Origin of the sequence: Streptomyces sp. NPDC049954 (assembly GCF_040656295.1) — a bacterium.
GTDB lineage: Bacteria > Actinomycetota > Actinomycetes > Streptomycetales > Streptomycetaceae > Streptomyces.
Genome location: NZ_JBFALS010000002.1, coordinates 45,228 through 67,619, shown reverse-complemented (window position 1 = coordinate 67,619; position 22,392 = coordinate 45,228). Strand labels below are relative to the sequence as shown.

The 22,392-nt window shown below is 74.2% G+C and carries 23 protein-coding genes and 2 pseudogenes; 6 read left to right on the top strand and 19 right to left on the bottom strand.

Annotation, left to right across the window (positions count from 1 at the left end; translation table 11 throughout):
• Positions 1-157: 157 nt before the first annotated feature.
• The 4 genes from AB0J21_RS03720 to AB0J21_RS03705 all read left to right on the top strand — a co-directional run bounded on the left by AB0J21_RS03720 (position 158) and on the right by AB0J21_RS03705 (position 3,972).
• Positions 158-1,564, top strand: a complete 1,407-nt coding sequence (locus AB0J21_RS03720) for an MFS transporter (protein ID WP_363144681.1) — start codon at positions 158-160, stop codon at positions 1,562-1,564.
• A 326-nt stretch (positions 1,565-1,890) separates the two neighbouring features.
• A complete protein-coding gene (locus AB0J21_RS03715; protein ID WP_363144164.1) occupies positions 1,891-2,523 on the top strand; it encodes a histidine phosphatase family protein in 633 nt (210 codons plus the stop codon).
• Positions 2,524-2,893: 370 nt separating this feature from the next.
• Positions 2,894-3,481 carry a SigE family RNA polymerase sigma factor gene (locus tag AB0J21_RS03710; protein WP_363144163.1) on the top strand — a complete coding sequence of 196 codons (588 nt, stop codon included), beginning with the start codon at positions 2,894-2,896 and terminating at the stop codon, positions 3,479-3,481.
• Positions 3,478-3,972 (top strand): hypothetical protein, encoded by a 495-nt coding sequence (locus tag AB0J21_RS03705; RefSeq protein WP_363144161.1) that lies wholly within the window; start codon positions 3,478-3,480, stop codon positions 3,970-3,972. Before AB0J21_RS03710 ends, AB0J21_RS03705 begins: the two co-directional genes overlap by 4 nt.
• 567 nt (positions 3,973-4,539) lie before the next feature.
• Here the strand turns inward: AB0J21_RS03705 and AB0J21_RS03700 are convergent.
• The 8 genes and pseudogenes from AB0J21_RS03700 to AB0J21_RS03665 all read right to left on the bottom strand — a co-directional run.
• On the bottom strand, positions 4,540-4,827 hold the full coding sequence (locus AB0J21_RS03700; protein WP_363144160.1) for a hypothetical protein: 288 nt from the start codon (positions 4,825-4,827) through the stop codon (positions 4,540-4,542).
• On the bottom strand, positions 4,824-6,947 hold the full coding sequence (locus AB0J21_RS03695; RefSeq protein WP_363144159.1) for an ATP-binding domain-containing protein: 2,124 nt from the start codon (positions 6,945-6,947) through the stop codon (positions 4,824-4,826). Before AB0J21_RS03695 ends, AB0J21_RS03700 begins: the two co-directional genes overlap by 4 nt.
• A gap of 289 nt (positions 6,948-7,236) precedes the next feature.
• Positions 7,237-7,953 (bottom strand): TetR family transcriptional regulator, encoded by a 717-nt coding sequence (locus AB0J21_RS03690; RefSeq protein WP_363144158.1) that lies wholly within the window; start codon positions 7,951-7,953, stop codon positions 7,237-7,239.
• Between the two features lie 288 nt (positions 7,954-8,241).
• Positions 8,242-9,159, bottom strand: a complete 918-nt coding sequence (locus AB0J21_RS03685; RefSeq protein ID WP_363144157.1) for a GntR family transcriptional regulator — start codon at positions 9,157-9,159, stop codon at positions 8,242-8,244.
• Between the two features lie 127 nt (positions 9,160-9,286).
• Positions 9,287-10,576: a GNAT family N-acetyltransferase gene (locus tag AB0J21_RS03680; protein WP_363144156.1), complete on the bottom strand. Its 1,290-nt coding sequence runs from the start codon at positions 10,574-10,576 to the stop codon at positions 9,287-9,289.
• A 190-nt stretch (positions 10,577-10,766) separates the two neighbouring features.
• Positions 10,767-11,726, bottom strand: coding sequence for an asparaginase (locus AB0J21_RS03675; RefSeq protein WP_363144155.1), 960 nt, complete (start codon positions 11,724-11,726; stop codon positions 10,767-10,769).
• Between the two features lie 45 nt (positions 11,727-11,771).
• Positions 11,772-12,092: pseudogene (locus AB0J21_RS03670) on the bottom strand (aerial mycelium formation protein); the annotation flags it as partial.
• A 315-nt stretch (positions 12,093-12,407) separates the two neighbouring features.
• Positions 12,408-12,524 (bottom strand): annotated as a pseudogene (locus AB0J21_RS03665) (ABC transporter substrate-binding protein); the annotation flags it as partial.
• 531 nt (positions 12,525-13,055) lie between these two features.
• Here AB0J21_RS03665 and dtd point away from each other — a divergent pair.
• Positions 13,056-13,481 (top strand): D-aminoacyl-tRNA deacylase, encoded by a 426-nt coding sequence (dtd, locus tag AB0J21_RS03660; protein ID WP_363144154.1) that lies wholly within the window; start codon positions 13,056-13,058, stop codon positions 13,479-13,481.
• Positions 13,482-13,566: 85 nt separating this feature from the next.
• Here the strand turns inward: dtd and AB0J21_RS03655 are convergent, their stop codons facing one another.
• The 7 genes from AB0J21_RS03655 to AB0J21_RS03625 form a co-directional block, all read right to left on the bottom strand.
• A complete protein-coding gene (locus AB0J21_RS03655; protein WP_363144153.1) occupies positions 13,567-14,544 on the bottom strand; it encodes a folate-binding protein in 978 nt (325 codons plus the stop codon).
• 34 nt (positions 14,545-14,578) lie between these two features.
• Positions 14,579-15,076, bottom strand: coding sequence for a transcriptional repressor (locus AB0J21_RS03650; RefSeq protein ID WP_363144152.1), 498 nt, complete (start codon positions 15,074-15,076; stop codon positions 14,579-14,581).
• A gap of 23 nt (positions 15,077-15,099) precedes the next feature.
• Positions 15,100-15,822: a helix-turn-helix transcriptional regulator gene (locus AB0J21_RS03645; protein WP_363144151.1), complete on the bottom strand. Its 723-nt coding sequence runs from the start codon at positions 15,820-15,822 to the stop codon at positions 15,100-15,102.
• Positions 15,823-16,137: 315 nt separating this feature from the next.
• A complete protein-coding gene (locus tag AB0J21_RS03640) occupies positions 16,138-16,710 on the bottom strand; it encodes an FABP family protein (protein ID WP_363144150.1) in 573 nt (190 codons plus the stop codon).
• A gap of 384 nt (positions 16,711-17,094) precedes the next feature.
• Complete coding sequence (locus AB0J21_RS03635; RefSeq protein WP_363144149.1) at positions 17,095-17,967, bottom strand: hypothetical protein; 873 nt, start codon at positions 17,965-17,967, stop codon at positions 17,095-17,097.
• Complete coding sequence (locus AB0J21_RS03630) at positions 17,964-18,980, bottom strand: hypothetical protein (protein ID WP_363144148.1); 1,017 nt, start codon at positions 18,978-18,980, stop codon at positions 17,964-17,966. Before AB0J21_RS03630 ends, AB0J21_RS03635 begins: the two co-directional genes overlap by 4 nt.
• A 38-nt stretch (positions 18,981-19,018) precedes the next feature.
• The gene (locus AB0J21_RS03625; RefSeq protein WP_363144147.1) at positions 19,019-19,765 is read right to left on the bottom strand and encodes a hypothetical protein; all 747 of its coding nucleotides are present in this window, start codon (positions 19,763-19,765) and stop codon (positions 19,019-19,021) included.
• Between the two features lie 152 nt (positions 19,766-19,917).
• Here AB0J21_RS03625 and AB0J21_RS03620 point away from each other — a divergent pair, with 152 nt between their 5' ends.
• The gene (locus AB0J21_RS03620) at positions 19,918-20,280 is read left to right on the top strand and encodes a DsrE family protein (protein WP_363144146.1); all 363 of its coding nucleotides are present in this window, start codon (positions 19,918-19,920) and stop codon (positions 20,278-20,280) included.
• Positions 20,281-20,328: 48 nt separating this feature from the next.
• Here the strand turns inward: AB0J21_RS03620 and AB0J21_RS03615 are convergent, their stop codons facing one another.
• The 4 genes from AB0J21_RS03615 to AB0J21_RS03600 all read right to left on the bottom strand — a co-directional run bounded on the left by AB0J21_RS03615 (position 20,329) and on the right by AB0J21_RS03600 (position 22,198).
• Positions 20,329-20,550: a DUF3099 domain-containing protein gene (locus AB0J21_RS03615; protein WP_363144145.1), complete on the bottom strand. Its 222-nt coding sequence runs from the start codon at positions 20,548-20,550 to the stop codon at positions 20,329-20,331.
• Between the two features lie 185 nt (positions 20,551-20,735).
• Entirely contained in the window at positions 20,736-21,023 is a 288-nt protein-coding gene (locus tag AB0J21_RS03610; protein WP_054232391.1) for a DUF1416 domain-containing protein, read from the bottom strand.
• A gap of 54 nt (positions 21,024-21,077) precedes the next feature.
• On the bottom strand, positions 21,078-21,923 hold the full coding sequence (locus AB0J21_RS03605) for a sulfurtransferase (protein WP_363144144.1): 846 nt from the start codon (positions 21,921-21,923) through the stop codon (positions 21,078-21,080).
• A gap of 194 nt (positions 21,924-22,117) precedes the next feature.
• A complete protein-coding gene (locus AB0J21_RS03600) occupies positions 22,118-22,198 on the bottom strand; it encodes an Ms5788A family Cys-rich leader peptide (RefSeq protein WP_363144680.1) in 81 nt (26 codons plus the stop codon).
• Between the last annotated feature and the right edge of the window lie 194 nt (positions 22,199-22,392).

The following is a 22,392-nucleotide window of genomic DNA, read 5'->3' as shown; positions in this document are numbered from 1 at the left end:
CCTTCCTCCCTTCGGGGTCTCTGACAGGAGAACCGTGTCCGCTTCCGTGGAACCGTCACCCGCACAGCCACTCCCCCCTCCCCTTCGGGGCAGTACTCAGGTCCCCTCACCCGCGCCCCGCCGCCGGCTCGCGCTCGCCGTTCTCGCCGGGTCCGGGCTGATGACGGTGCTCGACGGGAGCATCGTCACCGTCGCCATGCCGACGCTTCAGCGGGATCTCGGTTTCGGTGCGGCCTCGCTGAGCTGGGTCGTCAACGCGTACCTGCTGGCCTTCGGGGGTCTTCTGCTGCTCGCCGGGCGGCTGGGGGACCTGGTGGGGCGGCGCAAGGTGTTCCTGACCGGGATCGGGCTGTTCACGGCCGCCTCCCTCTTCGCGGGGACGGCCGGTTCCCCGGCCGCGCTGATCGTGGCCCGCGCCCTGCAGGGCGTCGGCAGCGCTCTGGCCTCGGCGGTCGCGCTCGGGATCCTGGTCACGCTGTTCACCGGACGCCGTGAACGGGCGGGCGCGCTGGCCGTGTTCGCGTTCACGGGCTCGGTGGGCGCCTCCCTCGGACAGGTGCTCGGCGGGGTGCTGACCGATGCCCTCGGCTGGCACTGGATCTTCCTCATCAACCTGCCGATCGGGGTGGCCGTCGTGCTCGGGGCGCTGCGCTCCCTGCCCGCCGACACCGGGCCGGGGCTGCGGGCGGGCGCCGACGCGCCCGGGGCCCTGCTCGTCACCGCCGGTCTCGTGCTCGGCATCCACGACGTGGTCAACGTCGAGACGTACGGGTGGACTTCGGCCCGGACGCTGGGCCTGGGCGCGCTCGCGCTGCTGCTGCTCGCCGGCTTCTTCGTACGGCAGGCGCGAGCCCGTACGCCGCTCATGCCGCTGCGGGTGCTGCGGTCCCGGGCGGTGGCCGGCGCGAACCTGGTGCTGATGCTGACGGTCGCCGCGATGTTCGCCTTCCAGATCGTGCTCGCGCTGTACCTCCAGCAGGTGCTCGGATACGGGGCGACGGCGAGCGGTCTCGCGATGCTGCCCGCCGCCCTGGCCATCGGGGTCTTCTCGCTCGGGGTCTCCGCGCGGCTCAACGCGCGCTTCGGTGAACGTCGTGTCGTCCCCGCCGGGCTCGTCCTCCTCATCGCCCTGCAACTGCTGCTGAGCCGGATACCGGTGGACGCCCAGTACCCCGTGCACGTATTGCCGTTGCTGCTGCTCGCCGCCGGGTTCGGGCTCGCGCTGCCCGGACTGACCGCGCTCGGCATGTCGGGGGCGGGGCCCGCCGACGCGGGGCTGGTGTCCGGGCTGTTCAACACCTCGCAGCAGATCGGCATGGCGCTGGGCGCGGCCGTCCTCACGACGCTCGCCGCCGGGCGGACCGAGCGCCTGCGGGCCGGGGGCCACGGGGCGGCCGAGTCCCTCGCGGGCGGCTACCACCTGGCGTTCACGGTCGGCGCGGGCCTGCTGACCGCCGCCCTCCTCGTGACCCTCACCGTCCTGCGTCGGCACACGCCCCCCGAACTCTCCGAGCCCTCCGCGACGTCCACGGTCTCCGCGCCCGCGAAGTCCGGGACGGCCTGAGCCGCACCGGTGAGTCGTCCGGTGACCCGCGTCCCGGGAAACGCTGTTGACTCTCTCCCTGGGTGAGGTCTCAGCATCGCCGGGGTGATGAACCTCTACGCGAGCGAACTCCTGATGCGCGCCAGGGCCTCCGATCTCCGCCGACGGGCGGAGGCCGAACGTCTCACGCGGGCCGCGCGGCACCGCCCGCCCCGCGCCCACCCCCGCCGCCCGTCCCTCCTCCGTGCCCTTGTCAGGGGTTCACGCCGCCTGGTAGGCAGGGCGGGCCCGTCCACCGGCCGGACCCCGGTCTGAGCCCGCCCCGCCCCCGTCCGAAGGAAACCGCCGTGCCCGCACCCCGCACCCTGTACGTCGTCCGCCATGCCGAGGCCACTCCGGACGAGTCCGGACTGACCGAGGCCGGGCGGCGGCAGGCGCGGCTGCTCGGGGAGCGGCTGCGGGAGGTGCCCTTCTCCGTCGTGCGCCACGGACCGCTGCCGCGCGCCGTGGAGACCGCCCGCCTCGTCGCCGAGTCCGCCGGGGCGGGCCGGGCCGGTCAGCTGCCGCTGGAGCAGTCGGAGGAGGCCGGCGACTACGTACCGCACCTGCCCACGCGGGCCGAGCTGCCCGCCGACGCCGCCGGGGCTTTGATGGACTGGCTCGCGGACACCACCGCGCAGGAGGCGGAGACGGGGGCGGCGCTCGCCAAGGAGGCGCTGCGCCGGTTCACCGGGCCCGTCGAAGGGGACCTGCCCCGCCACGAACTCCTCGTCACCCACGCCTTTCTCGTGAGCTGGCTGGTACGGGACGCACTCGACGCCCCCGCGTGGCGCTGGATGGGCCTCAACCAGGCCAACACCGGCCTGACCGTGCTCCGTTACGCTCCCGGGCGGCTGCCCTCCGTCCTCGTCCACAACGACCTCGCGCACCTGCCCGCCGAGTTGCGGTGGACGGGCCACTCCCCGGAACTGCATGTCTGACGCGTCCGGCGCGTTCCCCGCCCTTCCTGAGCCACCCGTCCCGCCCGTCCCGCCCGGCTGGACGCCCGTACGGCCGCTCACAGCGGGGCACCGAGACGGTCGTGCCGCCGGCTGAATCCGGCAGAGGCCGCCTCGACGCTCGATCTGCCACCTGCCACCTGCCGACGGCTTCGAAGCCTGTCTGGTCTCCGGCGGGATCCCGCTCATCGCGGAGGAACGGCCCGGGGGCGCCGGACTGCCGCTGTCCGCGGCGCAAGGGCGCACGAAGCGGTCCTGCGCCACCCGGCACTGTGACCCAGGTCTCACGATGTGTGTGCAGCACACGAGACCGCTTTCCCGTCGAGGAGGGTGACAGGAAGGGAGGGGGAGTGTGGACCTGGCAACTGAGCACGATGTCCGTACTGAACGCAGCGAACCCGGGCCGACAGAGCCGGAGTCGGGGTCGGAACACGACTTCAACGACTTCGTCGTGGCCCGGTCGGCCGTACTGTTCCGCGGGGCCCTCATATTGACGGGAAACCGCGAGGCCGCGGAGGACCTGGTCCAGGAGACCCTGGAGCGGGCCTGCCGCAAATGGCGCACCATCGCCGCCAAGGACGCTCCGGACGCCTACGTGCGGCGGATCATGGTGAACCTGGCCAACGACCGGTGGCGGAAGTTCCGTCGCACGGTCCCGGACCAGGACGGCGGCGACCGTGCCGCCCCCGGGGACCAGTACGGGCAGGTGGACACGAGGGACCAGTTGGTCCGAGCCCTCCAGGGTCTGCCGATGCGTATGCGGACGGTCGTGGTACTGCGGTACTTCCACGATCTGTCGGATGACGAGATCGCGGCCGACCTGAGGATCTCACGGAGCACTGTGCGCTCCCAGCTCACTCGCGGTATCGACAAGCTCAGAGCCCGGTTTCCCGCATCCTCCGGCCCTTCGCCACAGCAGCCCACAGAAGGAACCCGATGAGCTCACACGGTTCGCGGCCTTCTGGCTGCTCCCCCTTCGAGCAGGAACTGGTGAACGCCATGAACGACTTCGTGAACGCCGCCGAGAAGCCGCACTTCGACACGGCCACCATCGCGCGCGGGGCCCGCCGCAAGCGGGCCACGGCCATCGCGGGCATCGCCACCGCCCTCGTCGTGGCGGGCGCAGGCACCGCCCTGGCCTTCGGCGCGGTCGGCAACGACGCGCACACCGCGCGGCCGGCCGCCACGGCCACCGTCAGCAGCACCACGGTGCTGTACGGCTCCATCAACGGCAAGACCGTCACCGTCCCGCTGGCCGACATGGACTCCATCGAAGCCAGGAGGGCCCTCGTCAGCCACCGGCTCACGCCCGACTTCACCCGGGCCCACGTGGCCGGCTGCAAGCCGGCCACGGTCATCTCGGTCTCGCCGCACGCCCCGACGGTCGTCCGCGCGGGTGGCACGGTCCACGTAACCACCTGCGCCGGCTGACGCCGGCAGAAGCGATGCCTGAACGCTGAGCCCGGCCGCGGTCGCTGACCGGCTGACTCGACCACGCGTTGCCCGCGCATGGTCCCGACCGCGCGTTGCCCGCGCATTTCGACGAATGCGCCCTGCCGTCCGGGTGACAACCGTTCGCGCCGTCCTCATCCGGCGCCCGTCGGGTTCCATACCTGACCCCGTGGACAGGAGACAGCCGAGACGAACGGTGCGTGGCGCAGTGCGCGGAGAGAATCCCGTGTCCCTTCGGCATCGCGTTGCCGCCGGATGCTGCGCCCTGCTGCTCCTCGCCGTGGCTTCGGGCGTGACTGCCAGGGCGGCTTCCTCCTCCGGCGACGGCCGTTCCGACCGGCTCGACCCGCGGATCACGGAGATCATGCGGAAGCCGGACCACCCCACCGCCCAGTGGGTCCTGCTCCAGCAGGACCCGGACAGCGGGCGGGTCGTGCACAGCCGGTTCGCCGAGCAGTTCTTCGTCCCCCGGGCGGTGGCCAAACCGTTCGGTACCTCAGGGGCGTGGAACACCCTTGGCGGCGACCAGCGCTTCAAGAGGCCGGTCTACGCGGTCGGCGAGCGCCGCGGAAGCACGCTGACGGCGATCTCGGCCTTGTCGCCCAGGGTGATCTCACCCTGGGCGGCAGGACCCGTCCCGACGGCACGGTCGACTACACCGACCTCGATCACACGTACGCCAACGACTTCCCCGGCGCCACGCTCACGCCGCAGAACCCGCTCGCCGGGATCGACCGGATCGCGCAGCAGGTGTGGCGTTCCGGCATCAGCCGCGTCGCAGGGGACGTGATCGTCGACGAGCGGCTCGGCCTGTACGGACGCCCCGCGCCTCACCGCACCACCGCACCCCCCGCTCCCAGCGGTGAGGGGCCCGCGTGCACGATCTCCAGGCCGGAGACCGCGCGGGTCAGCGCCACGTACAGCCGGTGGCCGCCGCGTTCCTCCGCCGCGCGCACCCCGTCGGGGTCGACGACCACCACGTGGTCGTACTCCAGGCCCTTGGCGAGGCTCACGGGGAGGAGGACGAGCCGGGAGGGCGGGTCGTCCTCCGGGGCCGAGGGGCTGAGCCCGGCCCCGGTGAGCACCGCACGCAGCCGGTCCACCGCGTGGTCGGCGGCGATCACGGCGACCGCGCCCTCGTGGGCGAGGGCCCTGCGGACGGCCGGGGCCACCGTCTCGGCGGCGTACGGGTCGGGGGCCCGGGTCAGCGTCAGCTCGCCGCCCGCGCGCAGTGACCGGGCCGGGGTCAGGTCCACGCCGAGCTGCGGGAGGAGCCGGCCCGCGAGTTCGAGGACCTCGGCGGGGACCCGGTAGCCCGTGGTCAGCTCGGTGACCACGGTGTCCGGGCGGCCGAGGCCCGCGAGCAGGGCGGGCCAGTCGCGCGCCGCCCACGGTGTCGTGCCCTGCGCGAGGTCGCCGAGGACGGTCAGCGAGCCCTGGCCCAGGCGGCGGGCGATCGCGCGGCACTCCATCGGGGAGAGGTCCTGCGCCTCGTCCACCACGATGTGCCCGTAGGTCGCGGGGTGTTCCATCAGCCCCGCGACCTCGTCGAGGAGCAGGAGGTCTGCGGCGCTCCACGCGGTGCGGCGCCGGGTGATCGCCCGCTGTTCCGCCTCGGTCAGCAGGCCCTCGGCGTACCGGCCGGGCTCCGCGAGCAGCGCGGACACGACCTCCTGCGGCCGGACGCGCGGCCACACGGAGTCGAGGTACGCGGCCACCGGGCGGCAGCGGCCCGTGCGGCGCTCCCAGGCCGCCGTACGCGGGCCGGACCGGCGCTCCGCCCGCGACCGGACGGCGGCCACGACCCGGCTGCGCACCCGCTCCCTGCCCACCAGGTACGGCGGGCCCTCCGCGCGCACCGCCCTTAGCAGCGCGTCGAGTTCGGCGCCGGGGACCCGCCACCGGTACGAGCCGTCCGGGACGACCAGGGGCGGCACCTCGGCGACGGCCCCGGTCCCGACCTCGGCCCCGGCCCCCTCGGCCCCGGCCCCCTCGGGCCCGCCGCCCCCGGCCTCGCCCGTCTCCGCGTCGGCTCCCGTCCCGCCGACCCGTGCGTACAGGGCGCGGCGCAACAACGGGGCCATGCGCGCGTCGTGTTTGACGGCCTGCGCCTGCGCACTGTCCGTGCCGCGCACCGGCGGACCGCCGATCTCCTCGCGTACGGTCGACTGCCGCACGCCGCTCTCGCCGAGCGCGGGCAGCACTTCGGCGATGTACCGCAGGAACGCCGGGTTCGGGCCGAGGACGAGCAGACCGGACCGGCGCAGCCGCCGGGGATGGGAGTACAGCAGGTAGGCCGCGCGGTGCAGCCCGACAGCGGTCTTCCCGGTGCCGGGGGCGCCCTGGACGCATACCGACGTGTCGAGCGGGGCGCGCACGAGGAGGTCCTGTTCCGGCTGGATGGTCGCCGCGATGTCCCGCATGGGCCCGGTGCGGGGCCGCTCGATCTCGGCGGTGAGGACCGCGGAGGCCCGTAGCGGCTCCGCTCCCTCAACTACGTTGCTGATGAACGCATTTGGGCTGACTTCCGGCACCTCCAGCTTTTCGTCCTCGTAGCCCGTGAGGTCGGCGGAGGCGCCCCGGCTGCCCGGCGCCCAGCCGAAGCGGCGGCGGACGGCCACCCCGAACGTGCCCTCCCCGGCGGCCGGCGCGGAGGTCTGCGGCGACGCCTGGTAGAAGGCGCGGGCCACGGGGGCCCGCCAGTCCACGACGAGCGGGGGCGCGGCGGGCTCCTCGGAGACCCGCAGCCGGCCCACGTGGTAGCTCTGCCCGGCGTGGTCGCCCGCCGCGCGCGAGGTACCGAAGTCGAGGCGGCCGAAGAACAGGGGGCCCTCCGGCAGTTCCCCGAACTCCTTGGCCCGGGTGCGCAGTCCGTACCCCAGGGCCTCGGCGTCGGCGCCCGAGGCGGACACGTCCTCGCCGGCCACCACCTGCTCCCGCGCGCCCTCGCGCATCGCGGCGAAGGCCGTACGGCAACGGTCGTGGTGGGCGCGTTCCGCGGCCAGGGAACGGCCGGGCGGCGCACCGGCGACTCCGTGACGTTCCCCGGGGATCGCGTCGGGAATCGCGTCGGGTATTGCGTCGGGGAATCCGCCGGTACCGCCCCCGGCACCGCTGCCGGAGGGGGAGTCGGGGTCGGGCACCGGGGACGGGGCGCGGGCGGGCTGCTCCGCGCGGGCAGGGCTCGGCTTCATTCCCGCCAGCATAGTGCTAGCGGGAGTCTTTTTTAACCCAGTTGTGTTTTTACCCCTGTGGGCCGGTGCTCGCCCCGAGCCCCGCGAACCCGTCCGCCGCCTCCCGCACCGCCTCGGGGTACACCGCGTCGGCCGTCTCCCCGGCCGCCATCCGCCGCCAGTTGGCCTCGGCGAGGACCCGCTGCACCGCCACGATCTGGGCGGCGGCCAGGCGCGCGCGCAGGGAGGGGTCGGCGCCGCCCTCGGCATCGGGGCCGTGCCCGGCGGTCACCCCGTCGAGGGCCAGGGCGAGGGCGCGTTCGGAGCGGTGGGTGTACGCGTGCAGGCGGGCCACGAGGGACGGGGTGTCGTAGAGGAGGCGGTGGAAGGCGAGGACCTCGGCCGAGTCGTTGAGACCGGTCACCGGATCGCGGCGGTCCAGGCCCGCCCGGAAGTGCGCGTGCAGCGCCCGCACCGCCACCGGGACGCCCCCTCCCCCGCCCTGGCCGTCTCCCGCACCGCGACCGTCTCCGGCACGGCGCCCGTCTCCGTCAAGGGACGCGCGGACGACGCGGGCGGCCTCGTCCTCGTGGTCGGCGAACCGGTGCAGGACCAGGTCCTCCTTGGCGGGGAAGTAGCGGAACAGGGTCGGTTTCGAGATGTCGGCCGCCGCCGCGACCTCCGCGACGGAGACGGCGTCGAATCCGCGGTCCAGGAACAGGGCGACCGCCGTGTCCGACACCGCCCGGTACGTGCGTTGCCGCTTGCGCTCCCGCAGCCCGCTCATCGCCGTACCCCTTCCGATACGCCGGTTCTCCCGGCCGCGGCCTTTCCCGTCACCGGTCTTCCCCTCACCGGTCTCCCCCGATCCTCCCTCACACCGGGGACGCGATCAGCTCCGGCCCGGGACGCGATCCGCGCAGGAGGAACAGCGCGGGGGGGGGCGCGGTGACGACTTCCCGCGCGGCCGGCGCCGCCGACCAGACGCCGTCGGGGCCGGGGCGGTACGGTCGCGCGACGACGCAGCTCGGTGCCGCGTGCACCCGCCTCGCCCCCGGCGCCCCTCCCGGCCCGCTCACTCCTCCAGGCTCAGCGGCTCACTGATCGTCGTCCACAGGCTTTCGAACCAGTCGTGGGCCTCGCCGACGAAGGCCGCGTCCCGGCCGCCGGGTGCCGTCTCGAAGCGGAACAGCCGCGCCTGCGTGCCCCACGTGTCGAACATGCCGGGCAGGCCGTCGGCGCCGTCCTCGCTGCGCGCCACGAGGTAGTAGGCGAACAGCGCCTCCGCCCCGTTGAGCAGGTACAGCTTGACCGGCGGGGTGAACGGCACCGTCCGGAACTCGACGGAGACCTCGACGCCGTGCGAGTGGCCGAGGCCCGTGAGCGCCCGGCGCAGCACCCGGGCCTGCGCGTCCCGCATCCGCAGCCAGCGGCCGCGTACGGCCTCCCGTTCCTCCTCGGCGACGGCCGCGGGGAAGGCGAGCCGCGTCGACCGGCCCGGCAGCAGGAGGCGCGCGGTGACCGAGACGGGGCGCAGGGTGCCGTGGTGGACCGCTATGACCGCCTCGCTCACGGCCGGTATCAGCGACTCGGCCGTCAGCGTCAGGACGTCGATCCGCACGGCGCGCTCCTCGAAGGCCCGCACGAGACGCGGGCCGAGGGCCACCAGCGTGCCCCGGGGCTCCCGGGTCGCGGGGTCCTGGTGCGCGGCGTCCCGGCGCGGACGCGTCACCCGCGGCGGCACGCCCCGCCGGGCGGGCCCGAGGAAACCCTCCGCGCGCAGCGCCCCCAGGGCCTGGCGCACCGCACCGCGCTCGACGCCGAACTCGCGGGCCAGCGCGGCCTGCGTCGGCATCCGTTCACCGACCTTGAGAACCCCCTCGTGGACGCGGTCGCGCAACACCCCGGCGATCCGGGCCGAGGCGCGTTCCCCGGCCCGGGCTCCTGCCGGGGGCTGCTCGGCCGGCCGCGCGCACTCGTTCTCCTCGGTCACCTTCGCACGGTACAACTTCGCACCAGATCGGCGCAGTTGTCACAGAAGGACGAGGAAATCCCCGGCCGGACACGGTAAAGGGGAGGCCCGTGTGCCCGCGTGCCCACGTACCCGCGTGCCACTCCGGTCAGAACATGTCCGGGCACCACGGGCTGCGTACCGTGCGCAGCATGCGGTCGGCGCGGTCCACCGCCCCGGGGCGCCCCTCCGTCACCCGGCCCAGCAGCGCGAGCCGCCGCACGGACTCGTCGCCGAGCCACAGGGCGCCCAACTCGGCTACCTCCATGACCAGTTCCGGTTCCTCGCGGCAGGGTTCGCAGGAGCCGGGCCCGTCCGCCTCCGCGACCGTCAGGCGGTAGCGGCCGCCCGTGAGGCCCTGCGGGTCGACGAGTTCCAGGACGAGGCTCCCGGGCGCCGCGTACGTGCGCGCCTCCAGGGCCCGTACGGCGTCGAGGACCCGTACCCACAGCCAGTCGCACTGCGCGACCACCGCCGCCGCACGCGGATCGGGCAGCAGGTGCGGGAGCAGGTCGTCGGGCGCGCGGAACCCGGACACGACCGTGCTGACCTGGTCGATCGCGCACAGGAACTCCCACAGCGCGCGGTACGCCCCGGTGGTGAGCGCCACGAGGTCCTGCACCCGGGCGGTCGCGGCGGGCTGGCGCGCGTCGGTCCAGCCGGGGTCCACGTGGTAGACGAGCAGCCCCTCGGCCCGGCCGGAGGCCGAGCGGTACAGGACCGTGAAGGGTTCCTTCCAGTCCTCGGGCCGGTGCCCGTCCCCGGTCCTCTCCCGCCACCACATCGCGTCCCGGCCGATCGCGCCCGGCTGCCCGGCGCGGAACTCCTCGTACAGCGCGGGGCCCACCTCCCGTACCGTCGCGAGGTCCACGAAATCGACGCGGCCACCGGCCGAGGGCCCCGACCAGCGCGGGTCGAGGCCCGAACGGGTCACGTCCACACGCCACTTGGCGGCCGAGGTGGCCGGGCCGAAACCGAAGCGCCCGTAGATCGGGTACTGCGTGGGGATCAGCGTGGCCACCATCTCGCCCCGCTCCTTCGCGGCCCGCAGGTCGAGATCCATCATGCGGCCCAGCAGCCCCCGCCTGCGGTGCGTCGCCGCGACCGTCACAGCGGTGATCGCGTCGGCCGTGACCGTGGCCCCGCCGACCGCCGTGAGCGGCTGCGGGAAGGAGCGGAAGGTGCCCACGCACCGCTCGCCGCCGCCCCCACCGGGCCCCGCGCCCGGGACCTCGTCCTCCTCGAACGCGCCGATCACCCGGTTCAAGTCCCAGTACGAGGCCCGGTGCTCGACCAGCGCGGGATCGGCCGAGGGGCCCCGCACGAACCCGGCGAGCGAGGAGCGCACGAACGCGTGCAACTGGGCGGGATCGGTGAGGGCGCGCACGTCGATGTCCATGCCCCACACCGTAAACAGCGCGGCACGGGCACGTCGTGCGGTTTCCGCACCACGGAGGACCCCCGGAGGCCCCCGGCGGCGGGTCCGGGACGGACCGGAACCGGACGGAGGACCGGGCCGCGAACGGGCGACGGACCGGGCCCGGAACGTGCGGCGGAACCGGCCGGGAACGAGCGGCCGAACAGGCCGGTCAGAACACCGCCCGCACCGAGCCGACCTCCCGCGCGCCGCCCGACAGCGGTGCGGCGCCGATCCGTTCGAGCACCGGGGAGTCCACGTCCAGCAGGCGCAGGGCGCGCGCCAGGACGGGGCCGAGCGCCCGGCCGCCGCCGTCCTCGATCTTGAAGGCGAGGGCGCGGCCGTCCGGCAGGGCCAGCGCCTGCACCGCCTCCGCGCCCATCTTCGACAGCGCCCCGGGCACCGCCTCCATCAGCCAGGTGTCGGGGCGACGCGTGCCGGCGACGTACTCGGGGTGCGCGCGCATCGCGGCGGCCACCCGGCCCTCGGCGCTGTCGGCGGGGGCGAGCACGAAGTGCCGGAAGGCGCGGGCCAGTCCGGTCAGGCTCAGCGCCATGAGCGGGGCCCCGCAGCCGTCGACCCCGACCGCGGCGACCTGCTCCCCCGCCGCCTCCTCCACGCTCTCCCGTACGAGGAGCTGGAGCGGGTGCTCCGCGTCCAGGTAGCTGTCGGTGGGCCAGCCGGCCCGCAGGCACGCGGCGAGCATCGCGGTGTGCTTGCCCGAGCAGTTCATGGTGACGCGCTCGCGTACGGCGCCCGAGGCGAGGTACGCCTCGGCCTCGACCGGGTCCAGCGGCAGATCGGGCGGGCACTGGAGCAGACCGGGGTCCAGGCCGAACTCGGCGAGCATCCGGCGCACCAGGTCGCGGTGGAAACCCTCGCCCGAATGGCTCGCGGCGGCCAGCGCGAGCCGCTCCCCCGAGAGGTCGAGCCCGGCGCGCAGCACCGCCGCCGCCTGCATCGGCTTGTTCGAGGAGCGGGGGAAGACCGGTGCGGCAGGATCGCCGACGACGTGTTCCACGCTGCCGTCCGAGGCCAGCAGGACGAGACTGCCGCGGTGCCGGCCCTCGACGAAACCGGAGCGGACGACCTCGGCGAGGACGGGTGGGACGGCGGGGGCGGTGGTGCTCATGGCGGTTGCGGCCTTCCGGGACGACGACCTCGTACGCCCCGGGTCTCAGGACAGCAGGTCGTCCACTTGCGCTTCTCCCTCACGGTACCTGCGGGCGATCTCCGCGCTGCAGCCGTCGGCGGTGCGCTGGAGACGCTGTCTGCGCCGCGAGACCTCCTCCTCGTGCCGGGCCAGCCGCCCCATCGCCTGCCGCAGCTCCTCGTCGGTACGGGCCCCCAGGTCCGAGAGCCCCACCTCGTCCAGCATCGTCGCGGACAGCTTGCGGGACTCCTCGCCGAGCGGCGCGCCGAGCGTGAGGTGCCGGGCCGAGGAACGGTGCCGCGCCGGCCCGTCCCGCAGGATGTCCGCGAGCCGCTCCACCACGGCCCCGGCGCCCGCCACGTGGGCGGAGGCGGTGACGGTGAGCGCCGCCGTACCCGGGCCGCCGTCGCCCGGGGCCACGACGTCGTACGCCGCGCCGAGGCCCAGCGCGCAGGCGGTCTCCCGGGCCTCGGCGAGGTGGAGGGCGACGTCCCCGGGGAGCCCCGGGACGGGGCCCTCGGGGAGCCCCGGAACGACGGCCTCCGGGAGCCCGGGGACGGCGGCCTCGGGATGCCCGACGGCGAGGGCCTCGGTGGCACCGCGCCGCCCCTCCTCCCCGTCCCCGTCCCCGTCCCTTTCTCCGTTCACGCCGCGCTCCGTGCGGCGGGCGAGTTCGGCGCGCAGGATGTCGATGCGGCCGTGCAGCATGCGGCGCACGTAGCTGAGGTCGGCCTCGTCGCGCTGGGAGACCCGGCGCAGTTCCCGCAGCTCGGGCAGGTCGAGCGGGGCGAGTTCGGGGTCCTCGCAGCCGTCCGCCGCGCCGCCCCCCGACTGCCCCTGGGCCTCGCCCCGTACGCCGGGCGCCTCGTCCCCGGCGGGCGGCGGGACGGAGGTGCGCTGGGCCGGAGGCCGCGCGGCGCACCACGCGCGGGCGACCCCCTGGGCGGTTCTCGTGCTCGACTCTGCTGGCCTTGTCATGTCTCGTATTCCGTCCCCTCGAACGGTGCGGTGCACCGCGTGGGAAGCATCGTGCCACCCCGAGTGCTCCCCATGTGTCCCACTGACTCCATTCGCTCCCTGATCGCCCGGTAGCGACCGCTTTAGGCGGGCACGTCCTCGCACGTCCGGGGCATGGACAGGCGGATAAACCCTTCCTCATACGGCCATAAGGGCTATTCCGCTGCACACGGGGAGGCACACCGGCGCACGGCGGCGTACGGAGGGAGCAGGGGGAGCCCGGAGGGAGCCCAGGGGAGCACGGTGCCGGGCGGACGCGGGGGCGCGCGGCCCGCACGGCACAATGGCGGCATGCGAGCGGTGGTGCAGCGGGTGGACGGCGCGAGCGTCCTGGTGGACGGCGAGACGGTCGGCGAGATCAAGGGCGAGGGGCTGTGCGTCCTGGTCGGGGTGACCCACGAGGACACCCCGGAGAAGGCGGCCCAGCTCGCCCGCAAACTGTGGTCGGTGCGGATGCTGAGCGAGGAGCGGTCCTGCTCCGACGTCGACGCGCCGCTCCTGGTCATCAGCCAGTTCACGCTGTACGGCGACGCGCGCAAGGGCCGCCGCCCCACGTGGAACGCGGCGGCCCCGGGCCCCGTCGCCGAGCCGCTGGTCGAGGAGGTCGTACGGCAGTTGCGCGCGCTGGGCGCGACGGTGGCCACGGGCCGCTTCGGCGCCTCGATGCGGGTGTCGCTGACCAACGACGGCCCGTTCACGGTCCTGCTGGAGATGTGAGCGCCACTAACGGACGCCCCGGCCAGGACGGCACGACACCCGCCGGGAGGCGAGGCCCCCCGGCCAGGGCGTACGGCCGCCCCGGCTACGGCGCGACGACGACCTCCTGTGCGGCGGCCGTGGCGTCGGCGAGCAGCGGGGCGTCCACCGGGACGTTGCGCTTGATGAGGGCCAGCGCGATGGGCCCCAGTTCGTGGTGGCGGGCCGAGGTGGTCACGAAGCCGAGCTTGCGGCCCTCCTGCCCCTCCTCGGCGAGGCGGACGGCGGCGCCGTGCGGCGGCAGCAGCACCTCGCTGCCGTCGAGGTGCAGGAAGACGAGGCGGCGCGGGGGCTTGCCGAGGTTGTGCACGCGGGCCACGGTCTCCTGGCCCCGGTAGCAGCCCTTGTCGAGGTGGACGGCGCTGCCGAGCCAGCCCAGTTCGTGCGGGATGGTGCGGTGGTCGGTCTCGAAGCCGAGCCGGGGCCGGTACGCCTCGACGCGCAGCGCCTCGTGGGCGAGCAGCCCGATCGCGGGCCCGGCGCTCCCGGCGAAGGACTCCAGGGCGGTACGGGGCAGGAAGAGGTCCCTGCCGTGCGGGGTCTCGCGGACGACGGCGCCCTCGGGGGCCGGGGTGATGGAGCCGGCCGGGAGGTGCACGAGGGCGGTGTCCCCGGTGCGGTCGGCGACCTCGACGCGGTAGAAGAACTTCATGCTCTCCAGGTAGGCGATCAGCGCCTCCTGGGTGCCGGGCTCGACGTGCGCCCACGTGGTCTCGCCGTCGTCGACGAGGTACAGGGCGTGCTCGATGTGGCCGTGCGCGGAGAGGATCAGCGCCTCGGTGGCCTGCCCGGTGGGCAGGGCGCTGACGTGCTGGGTGAGCAGCAGGTGCAGCCACGCGAGCCGGTCGGAGCCGGTCACGGCGACCACCCCGCGGTGCGAGAGGTCGACGAAGCCGGTGCCGTCGGCGAGGGCGCGCTGTTCGCGGAAGAGGTCTCCGTAGTGCGCGGCGACCCCGTCGTCCACGCCCTCGGCGGCGACGGCTCCGGGCAGCGAGAGGAACGGGCTCGGCCGGTGAGTCTTCATATCCACGAAGGGTACGACGGCGCGGCCCCGGCCCTTATTCCGCCCCGGGCCCCCGGGACTGCCCCGCCCCGGGCTCCCCGGGGGCCTTCCCGGCCGCTCCGGGGGCGTCCCCGGCCCGTTTCCCGCAGTCCGCGCACTGGCCGAAGATCGCGAAGTGCTTCATGTCGGTGTCGAAGCCGAAGGTCTCGCGGAGCTTCGCGGTGAACTCGGCGGCGATCCCGACGTCGGCCTCGATGACGTCGGCGCAGTTGCGGCACACCAGGTGCAGGTGGTGGTGGCGGTCGGCGAGGTGGTAGGTCGGCGCCCCGTGCCCGAGGTGGGCGTGGCTGACGAGTTGCAGCTCCTCCAGGAGTTCCAGCGTCCGGTAGACGGTGGAGATGTTGACCCCGGAGGCGGTTCTGCGCACCTCGCTGAGGATGTCGTCGGGGGTCGCGTGTTCCAGCGTGTCGACGGCCTCCAGCACGAGCTGGCGCTGCGGCGTCAGCCGGTACCCGCGCTGCCTGAGATCGCTCTTCCAGTCGGTGCTCACCACAGACCCAGTGTAGGCAGGCGAGTTCAGTCCAGGACGAGTCCGAGCCGATCCCGCAGGGCGGTGTGCCCCTTCCCGGTCACCGAGACGGCCCGGCCGCCGCCGATCCGCACCACCCAGCCCGCGGCGAAGGCCCGCGCGCACAGGGCGGCGCCCACCGCCCCGGCCAGGTGCGGGCGGCGTTCGGTCCAGTCCAGGCACGAGCGGACGGCGGGCCTGCGGGAGGCGCTGGGCAGGGTCACGCCGTTCTCCGCCAGCCACTCCTTCCCGGCCCCGGTGAGCCCGGGCCCGGCCGCCCAGTCGAGCAGCCCGCGCCCCGCCATCGCCTCGGTGACCGCGACGCCGAGGGCCCCCGCGAGGTGGTCGTAGCAGGTACGGCCCCGGGCCAGGGCCTGCTGTCGCCCGGCGACGGCGAGACCGCGCGGCGGGCCGGCGGCCGGGGCGAGGGCCGCGAGCGACTCGACGAGCTCCGCGACCCGCTCGTCGGCGATCCGCACGTACCGGTGCCGCCCCTGCCGCACCTCGCTCAGCAGCCCGCCGCCCACCAGCAGGTTCAGGTGCCCGGTCGCGGTGGACACGGCGACGCCCGCCGCGCGCGCCAGCTCGGTCACCGTCCAGGCCCGCCCGTCGAGCAGCGCGAGCGCGAAGGCGGCCCGCGTCCGGTCGGCGAACAGCCCGGCGACCGCCGCGAGATCCGGCGCCGTCTCCGCGACCGCCACCACCGGCCCCGCACCCGAAGTCGTCTTCATCCCTCCAGTGTCACGGACAAGCACTTCGGCGGCCGCCGAAGCGTCCGCGAGGGGGAAACCTGCGCCTCAGCCTTGAGATGCCGTTGAGGACGGCGATCAGTGGAGACTCACACCGCGATGTCGGCCACCAGTATTGGGGCAAATCCGCGAACTCACGCACGTTCCGTGGTCGAGGGCCGACCCTTCGTGAGGAGCGTCGCCACGGGGAGCCTCACCTCTGGGATCGTCCGACCCGCGCCGGGGTGGTGACGCGCAGGCAGCAGGAGCCCCCGGAGTTTCCTCCGGGGGCTCCTGGAATCTGTTGGCCTCGCCGTCCTACTTGAAGAAGGCGATCCCGTCGTCCGGCAGGTCCGGGAGGCTGCGGGCCATGTCGGCCACGTCCTCGGGGGAGACGACCTTCTTGAGGTGGGCCGACATGTAGGGGCGCAGGGTGACCTCGGGGGTCTGCTTCTCGCCGACCCACATCAGGTCGCTGTTGACGTAGCCGTACAGCCGCTTGCCGCCGCTGTAGGGGCCGCTGGCCTCGGTGCGGGCCACGGCGTCGGTGACGACGTCGACCTGGGGCTTCTTGTCGGCCAGTTCGCCGTACCAGACCTCGACGACGCCCTCGTCGCGGACCATGACGATCTCGACCTTGCGGTCCTTGCCCACCCGCCAGTAGCCGGACTCCGACTCCAGCGGCCGCACCTTGTTGCCGTCCTTGTCGAGCACCCAGGTGTGCGAGTGGTACTCCAGGAAGGGGCGGCCGTCGTGGCTGAAGGCGACCTCCTGGCCGAAGTTGCACTTCTCGGCGCCGGGGAAGTCGAAGACGCCCGCGCCCGCCCAGTCGCCCAGCAGGAAGGCGAGGGGGACGAGGTCGGGGTGGAGGTCGGACGGGATCTCGATCATGGTCTGCTCAGGCGATCTGTCGGAGACGACGGTCAAGGCGGCGGGGCCGCCGGGTGCGGTGCGCGACCGCGCGGCGGTACGGGGTCAGCGCTGGCCCTGGTACAGCTTCTTCAGGGAGAGCCCGGCGAACGCGACGACACCGACGCAGACGAGGACCAGCAGGGTGGTGAAGACGGCCTCAAGCACAGGTGCTCCTCGGGTGAGCGGTTGGGCGGCGGGACGGTAAAGAGCCGTGGCCCAGCTTAATGGGCCGGGCCCCGCCGCTCAGCCCGAGGTGGGCCGGTCGGGGCGGGGCGCCTCGCGGCGCGGCCCCGGCGGCCCGCCCGGCGCGTCCACGGCCGGTGGGCCGCCTCCGTACCGCCGCCCCGCCCCGCCCCGCCCCGCTCACTGCAACAGCTGCGTCTGGAGGATCAGCGTCTGGTGGAAGGGGACCGCCGGGAGGCCGCCCGCGCGGTCCTGGATCACCAGGGCCACCGTGTCGCCGCACTGGGCGTAGGCGTGCCGCACCCGCTTCTTCCCGTACGGCTTGGTCTCGGCGTACACGTGGAAGTCGCCCGTCAGGTCCCAGCCGTCCGGCAGGGACCAGCCCTCGTCCATGTCGCTGTAGTCGGACCCCACGGGCTCCTGCCCCGGCGTGGAGGCGGCCCCGAGCCGGGCCTCCACGAACCCTCCGGCGAGGCCCGCCGAGTCGAAGCGCAGCAGGTACACGCGGGAGTGCGTACCGTCCGGCATGGTCCAGCCGCGCGCCACGACCTGCCGGACCGCGTAGTCCTTCAACGCGGTACCGAGCCGGCCCCGGGCCTCGGCGGGGTACTCCGCGAGGAACCGCTTCTCCGGTACGAGGCCGCCGGGCAGGTCCTTGTCCGCGCGGGCCCCGTCGGGGGCCGGGAGCAGCAGGTCACGCGGGTCGGCGTAGTGCCGCCCCGCCTCGTTGGCCTTGTTGCCGGGGCGGGGTTCGCCGCTGTGGAGGGCGGGCAGCTTCAGCTCCGGGTAGTCCCAGCGGCCGTCGCTCGCGGTCGCGAGACCCGGTACGTCCCCCCGGTCCTGGGACGTCACCCAGGCCGCGGCCCCCGTCCCGAGCCCGGCGCACAGCACGACGGCGGCGCCCCAGCGCACCACCGCCCGCAGCGCGCGGCGGTCCCTGGGGGCGGCGGGCGGTCCTGCGGGCGGGGCGGCCTCGGGAACGGCGGACGGGGCCAAGGGCGCGTCCGGCAGAGGCGCCTGCGGCAGGGGCGCGGGGACGAGTTGTTCGGTCATGCCACCGCTCCTGTCGACTTGAGCCGCTCCACCTGGCGGCTGAAGAACGCCGCCGCCTCGTGCGTGTCCAGCTTCTCGGGTTCGCCGTCGGTGGCGGTGAACGCCAGGGTGAGGTCCCCGTGGCGCGCGATGCACTGCATCAGCGTGATCCCCGCCCCCGCCGGTGTGTCCCCCTCGTTCTCTCCGGCGTTCTCTCCGCCGTCCTGTGAGGTGGAGAGGGTCGCGCACCGGGTGTCCGCCCGGTGGCCCGCGATCACCGGGCCCGCCTTCCCGTACTTCTTCAGCGCGGCCTCCTTCAGGCTGTACCAGCCGGTGGCGCCCGCCGCCGACCTGGCCCGCATGACCTGCGTGCTGAGCAGGAGGGTCCGCCCGTCGGTGGTCGCGTAGGTGCGCTGCGCCAGTCCGCGCGGCGCGTAGCGCCCCACCGCCTCCTCCCACGACGTGTCGCTGCGGCCCCCGTGCAGGGCCTTGCCGGTCCCCTTGAGCAGGGCGGTCATCCGCCGTCCGTCGAGCATGGAGTCGTTGCCGTACTCGTCGAGGTCGGGTCCGAGCCGGTAGCCGTCCGGCACCGGCAGGAGCTGACGCGACAGCGCGGAATCGGTTCTGCCCTTGCCGTAGCCGCTCGCCGGGTCCTTGCCCGCCGGGTGCGGCCGGCCCCAGTTCCTGGTCGGCGCGGTCGTGTCCGCGCCCCGCGCCGCCGAACCGGCGTAGGCCCCGCCCACGCCGAGCGCGCCGAGCACGAGGACGACGGGCACCGCGACCGCGAGGACCCGGCGCGGCCGGCTGCGGCGGCGCGGGTCAGGCGGCGCGAGGACCGCTTCCCCGCCGCCCTCTGGCGACTCCTCCCGGCCCTGGTGGACCGGGGGCGCCTCGGAGGCCGGGGGCATCTCGGGGGCCGGGGGCGCCTCGGGGTCTTCCCCCCGCTGCCCGGACGGGCCGGCCGACGGGCCCACGGGGCCGGCCGCCTCGTTCTCCCCGGTCGTCACGGCCGCCTCTTCAGTTTCAGTCGTCACAGCCGCCTCCGCTGTGGTCACGGCCTCCTCCCCCGTCGTCACAGCCGCTCCAGTTGGTCTTCGGCCAGCTTCCGCAGCGCGGACTCGCTGACCGGCTTGCTGTCGTAGAGGTAGAGGGCGAAGGCGAGGTCCCCGCGCGCTCCGTACGCCTCGGCGGAGTACATGCCGGGGGTGCCCGGGTCGGGCTCGTCCCGGACGTAGAGCCGCCCCTCGTCGCTGCCCTTCAGCGGTTCGCCCGGCGGGTCCGTGTAGACCTGGTCGACCACCCAGGCCAGCGCTCCGGCACTTGAGCCGGGCGCGAACTGGAGGAGCCGGACCGATCCGCGCGCGTCACCGGGACCGGACCAGTCCCGGGTCGCGGTGCGCCGCAGCCCGTCCGTCATGAGCGACCGGAACGCGGGTCCGCTGTACCTGTACTCGTCGGCCGTCCGGGTCAGGTCCATGAAGCCGCCCCGTTGCGTGCTCGCGGGGCCGGAGTGGATTTCGTCGGTCTCGATGCTGCCCTCCGGCCGGGCCACGAGCAGCGTGCGCAGATCGCCCTCGGTGTGCAGGAGCCGGTCCTGACCGCGTTCCAGCGGCTTGCGCCCCTCGCCCTTCGCGAGCGGTTTCGCCGGGTACTCCAGCTTCGGCTGGGAGAGCGCGGGCAGTGGCTCGGGCGCGCGGTCGGCCTGCACCCCGTAGCCGTAGGCGGTGCCGCCCGCGAGGCCGAGCACGGCGGCACAGGCCAGGATCACGGCCGTACGGCCCCGGGGGCGCCGACGCGCCCCGGCCTCCGCCACCTCCACGGACGCCCCCGCGTCCCCCGCCGTCCCCACAGAACCCTGAACTTCCACAGAACCCCCCACAGGTGTGCGTGAAGCGTGGATTCCGCGTCCACGCGCACAGGAGACCTGCGGCCCGGGGATCTCGTTGTACGGAACATGATTACGATTCGGCCATGGCAGAGAAGCTGGTGATCAAGGTGACGGCCGGGGCCGACGCCCCCGAGCGGTGTTCCCAGGCCTTCACGGTCGCGGCGGTGGCCGCGGCGAGCGGGGTGGAGGTCTCGCTGTGGCTCACGGGCGAGTCCGCGTGGTTCGCGCTGCCGGGGCGGGCGGCCGCGTTCGAGCTGCCGCACGCGGCGCCGCTGCCCGAGCTGATCGAGACGGTCCAGGGCGGCGGGCTGATCACCCTGTGCACGCAGTGCGCGGCCCGGCGGGACATCACGCAGGCCGACGTCCTGGAGGGCGTACGGATCGCGGGCGCCCAGGTGTTCGTCAGCGAGATCATGAAGGACGGCGTGCAGGCGCTCGTCTACTGATACCGACACCGGCACCGGCACCGAAACGCCCGTCCGCCCCCGCCCGGGTCAGCGGCGCGGTCCCGGTCCCCTCGGGTCGTCCCACCACCGGTCCTCGGGGCCGCGGCGGTTCGCGACGATCGCGGCGACCGGGGGGATGACCATGGCCACGACGCACATGCCGACGGCCGCCGGGACCGACCAGATGCGGACGACCGTCCAGGCGAGGACGAACAGGGCCAGGCACACCCCCATCATCAGGAAGTAGCCGCGCCGCCGACGTGCGTACATGCCTTCAGCGTAGGTCCGTCGCGCCGCGGGCCCAACCGCTCACGTTCGCGGCCAACCGCGCGGCCCGCGACAGCCACAGGCCCGCGACGGCCGGAGGGCCGCCCCCGGGAAAGCCGGTCGGTGTCCGGCTTCCTCCGGGTGCGGCCCTCCGGCGCGCGCGACCCGTACTGCGGGGCGTCAGGGCGTCATACGGCGATGGCGACCTCGGCCAGGCCACCGGTCTGCGCGACGACCGTGCGGTCCGCCGTTCCGCCGGGGACGAGCGCGCGCACGGTCCACGTGCCCTCGGCCGCGTAGAACCGGAACTGCCCGGTCGCCGAGGTCGGGACCTCGGCGGTGAACTCGCCGGTCGAGTCCAGCAGCCGTACGTAACCGGTGACGGGCTCGCCGTCGCGGGTCACCTGGCCCTGGATGGTCGTCTCGCCGGGCTTGATGGTCGAGGCGTCCGGGCCGCCGGCCTTCGCTCCGCACATAGAACTTCTCCTGTAGCAGGTCGGGGGTGGTGAGGGGTGCGCCGGGAGGGCGCGTTACTTGTTGGCGCCCAGCTCGATCGGGACGCCGACGAGGCTGCCGTACTCGGTCCAGGAACCGTCGTAGTTCTTGACGTTCTGGACGCCGAGCAGCTCGTGCAGCACGAACCAGGTGAGCGCCGAGCGCTCACCGATGCGGCAGTACGCGATGGTGTCCTTCGCGAGGTCGACCTGCTCGTCGGCGTAGAGCTGCTTCAGCTCGTCGTCCGACCGGAAGGTGCCGTCGTCGTTGGCGTTCTTCGACCACGGGATGTTGCGGGCGCTCGGCACGTGGCCGGGGCGCTGCGACTGCTCCTGCGGAAGGTGGGCGGGGGCGAGCAGCTTCCCGCTGAACTCGTCGGGCGAGCGGACGTCGACGAGGTTCTCGGCGTTGATCGCCTTGACCACGTCGTCGCGGAACGCGCGGATCGAGGTGTCCTGCTGCTTCGCCTGGTACGAGGTCGCGGGGCGGCTGGGGACCTCGGAGCCGTCGACCAGGTCGCGGGAGTCCAGCTCCCACTTCTTGCGGCCGCCGTCGAGCAGCTTCACGGAGTCGTGGCCGTAGAGCTTGAAGTACCAGTAGGCGTAGGACGCGAACCAGTTGTTGTTGCCGCCGTAGAGAACGACGGTGTCGTCGTTCGCGATGCCGCGCGCGGAGAGCAGCTTCTCGAAGCCCTCCTGGTCGACGAAGTCGCGGCGGACCGGGTCCTGGAGGTCGTCCCTCCAGTCGATCTTGACCGCGTTCCTGATGTGGTTCTTGTCGTACGCGGACGTGTCCTCGTCGACCTCGACCAGGACGACCTTCGGGTCGTCAAGGTGGGCCTCGACCCAGTCGGCGTCTACCAGGACGTCACTGCGGCTCATACTTCTCTCCTCCGGGGCAGGTGGCGGCGGGCTGTTCGGGAAGGTGCGGGCGTGCGCTCGGGGCCTTGGACGCGACGGTCCCCGGACGGGGAGGCCGACGCGGACGGCGGCGGTGGCGTACGGCGCGGGGGAAGCGGGGCCCGGGCGGGGCCGGCTCCCGGGCGGGTGCCCGGTGGACGGGGCCCGCGGGGGCATCAGAAGTGGCGACAGAGCATGGCGGCGACGCGGCACAGGTCCACTGCCCGCCGCTTCGTGAGGTCCGCCTGGTGCGTCATGGTTTCGATCGTAGGGATCGTTTCCCGGGCATGTCACCGGCGTATCGCATGGTGAGACCAGATTGTCCATTTGCTGGTACGGGGTACGGGTTCCGCGTGCGGGCGGGCAGGGGGAGGCCCGGCACGGCGGCGTCCCCCGCTCCCGCTTCTGCGGTACGGACGGCTCTGTCTCGTACTGCGGACTCGTCTCGGAC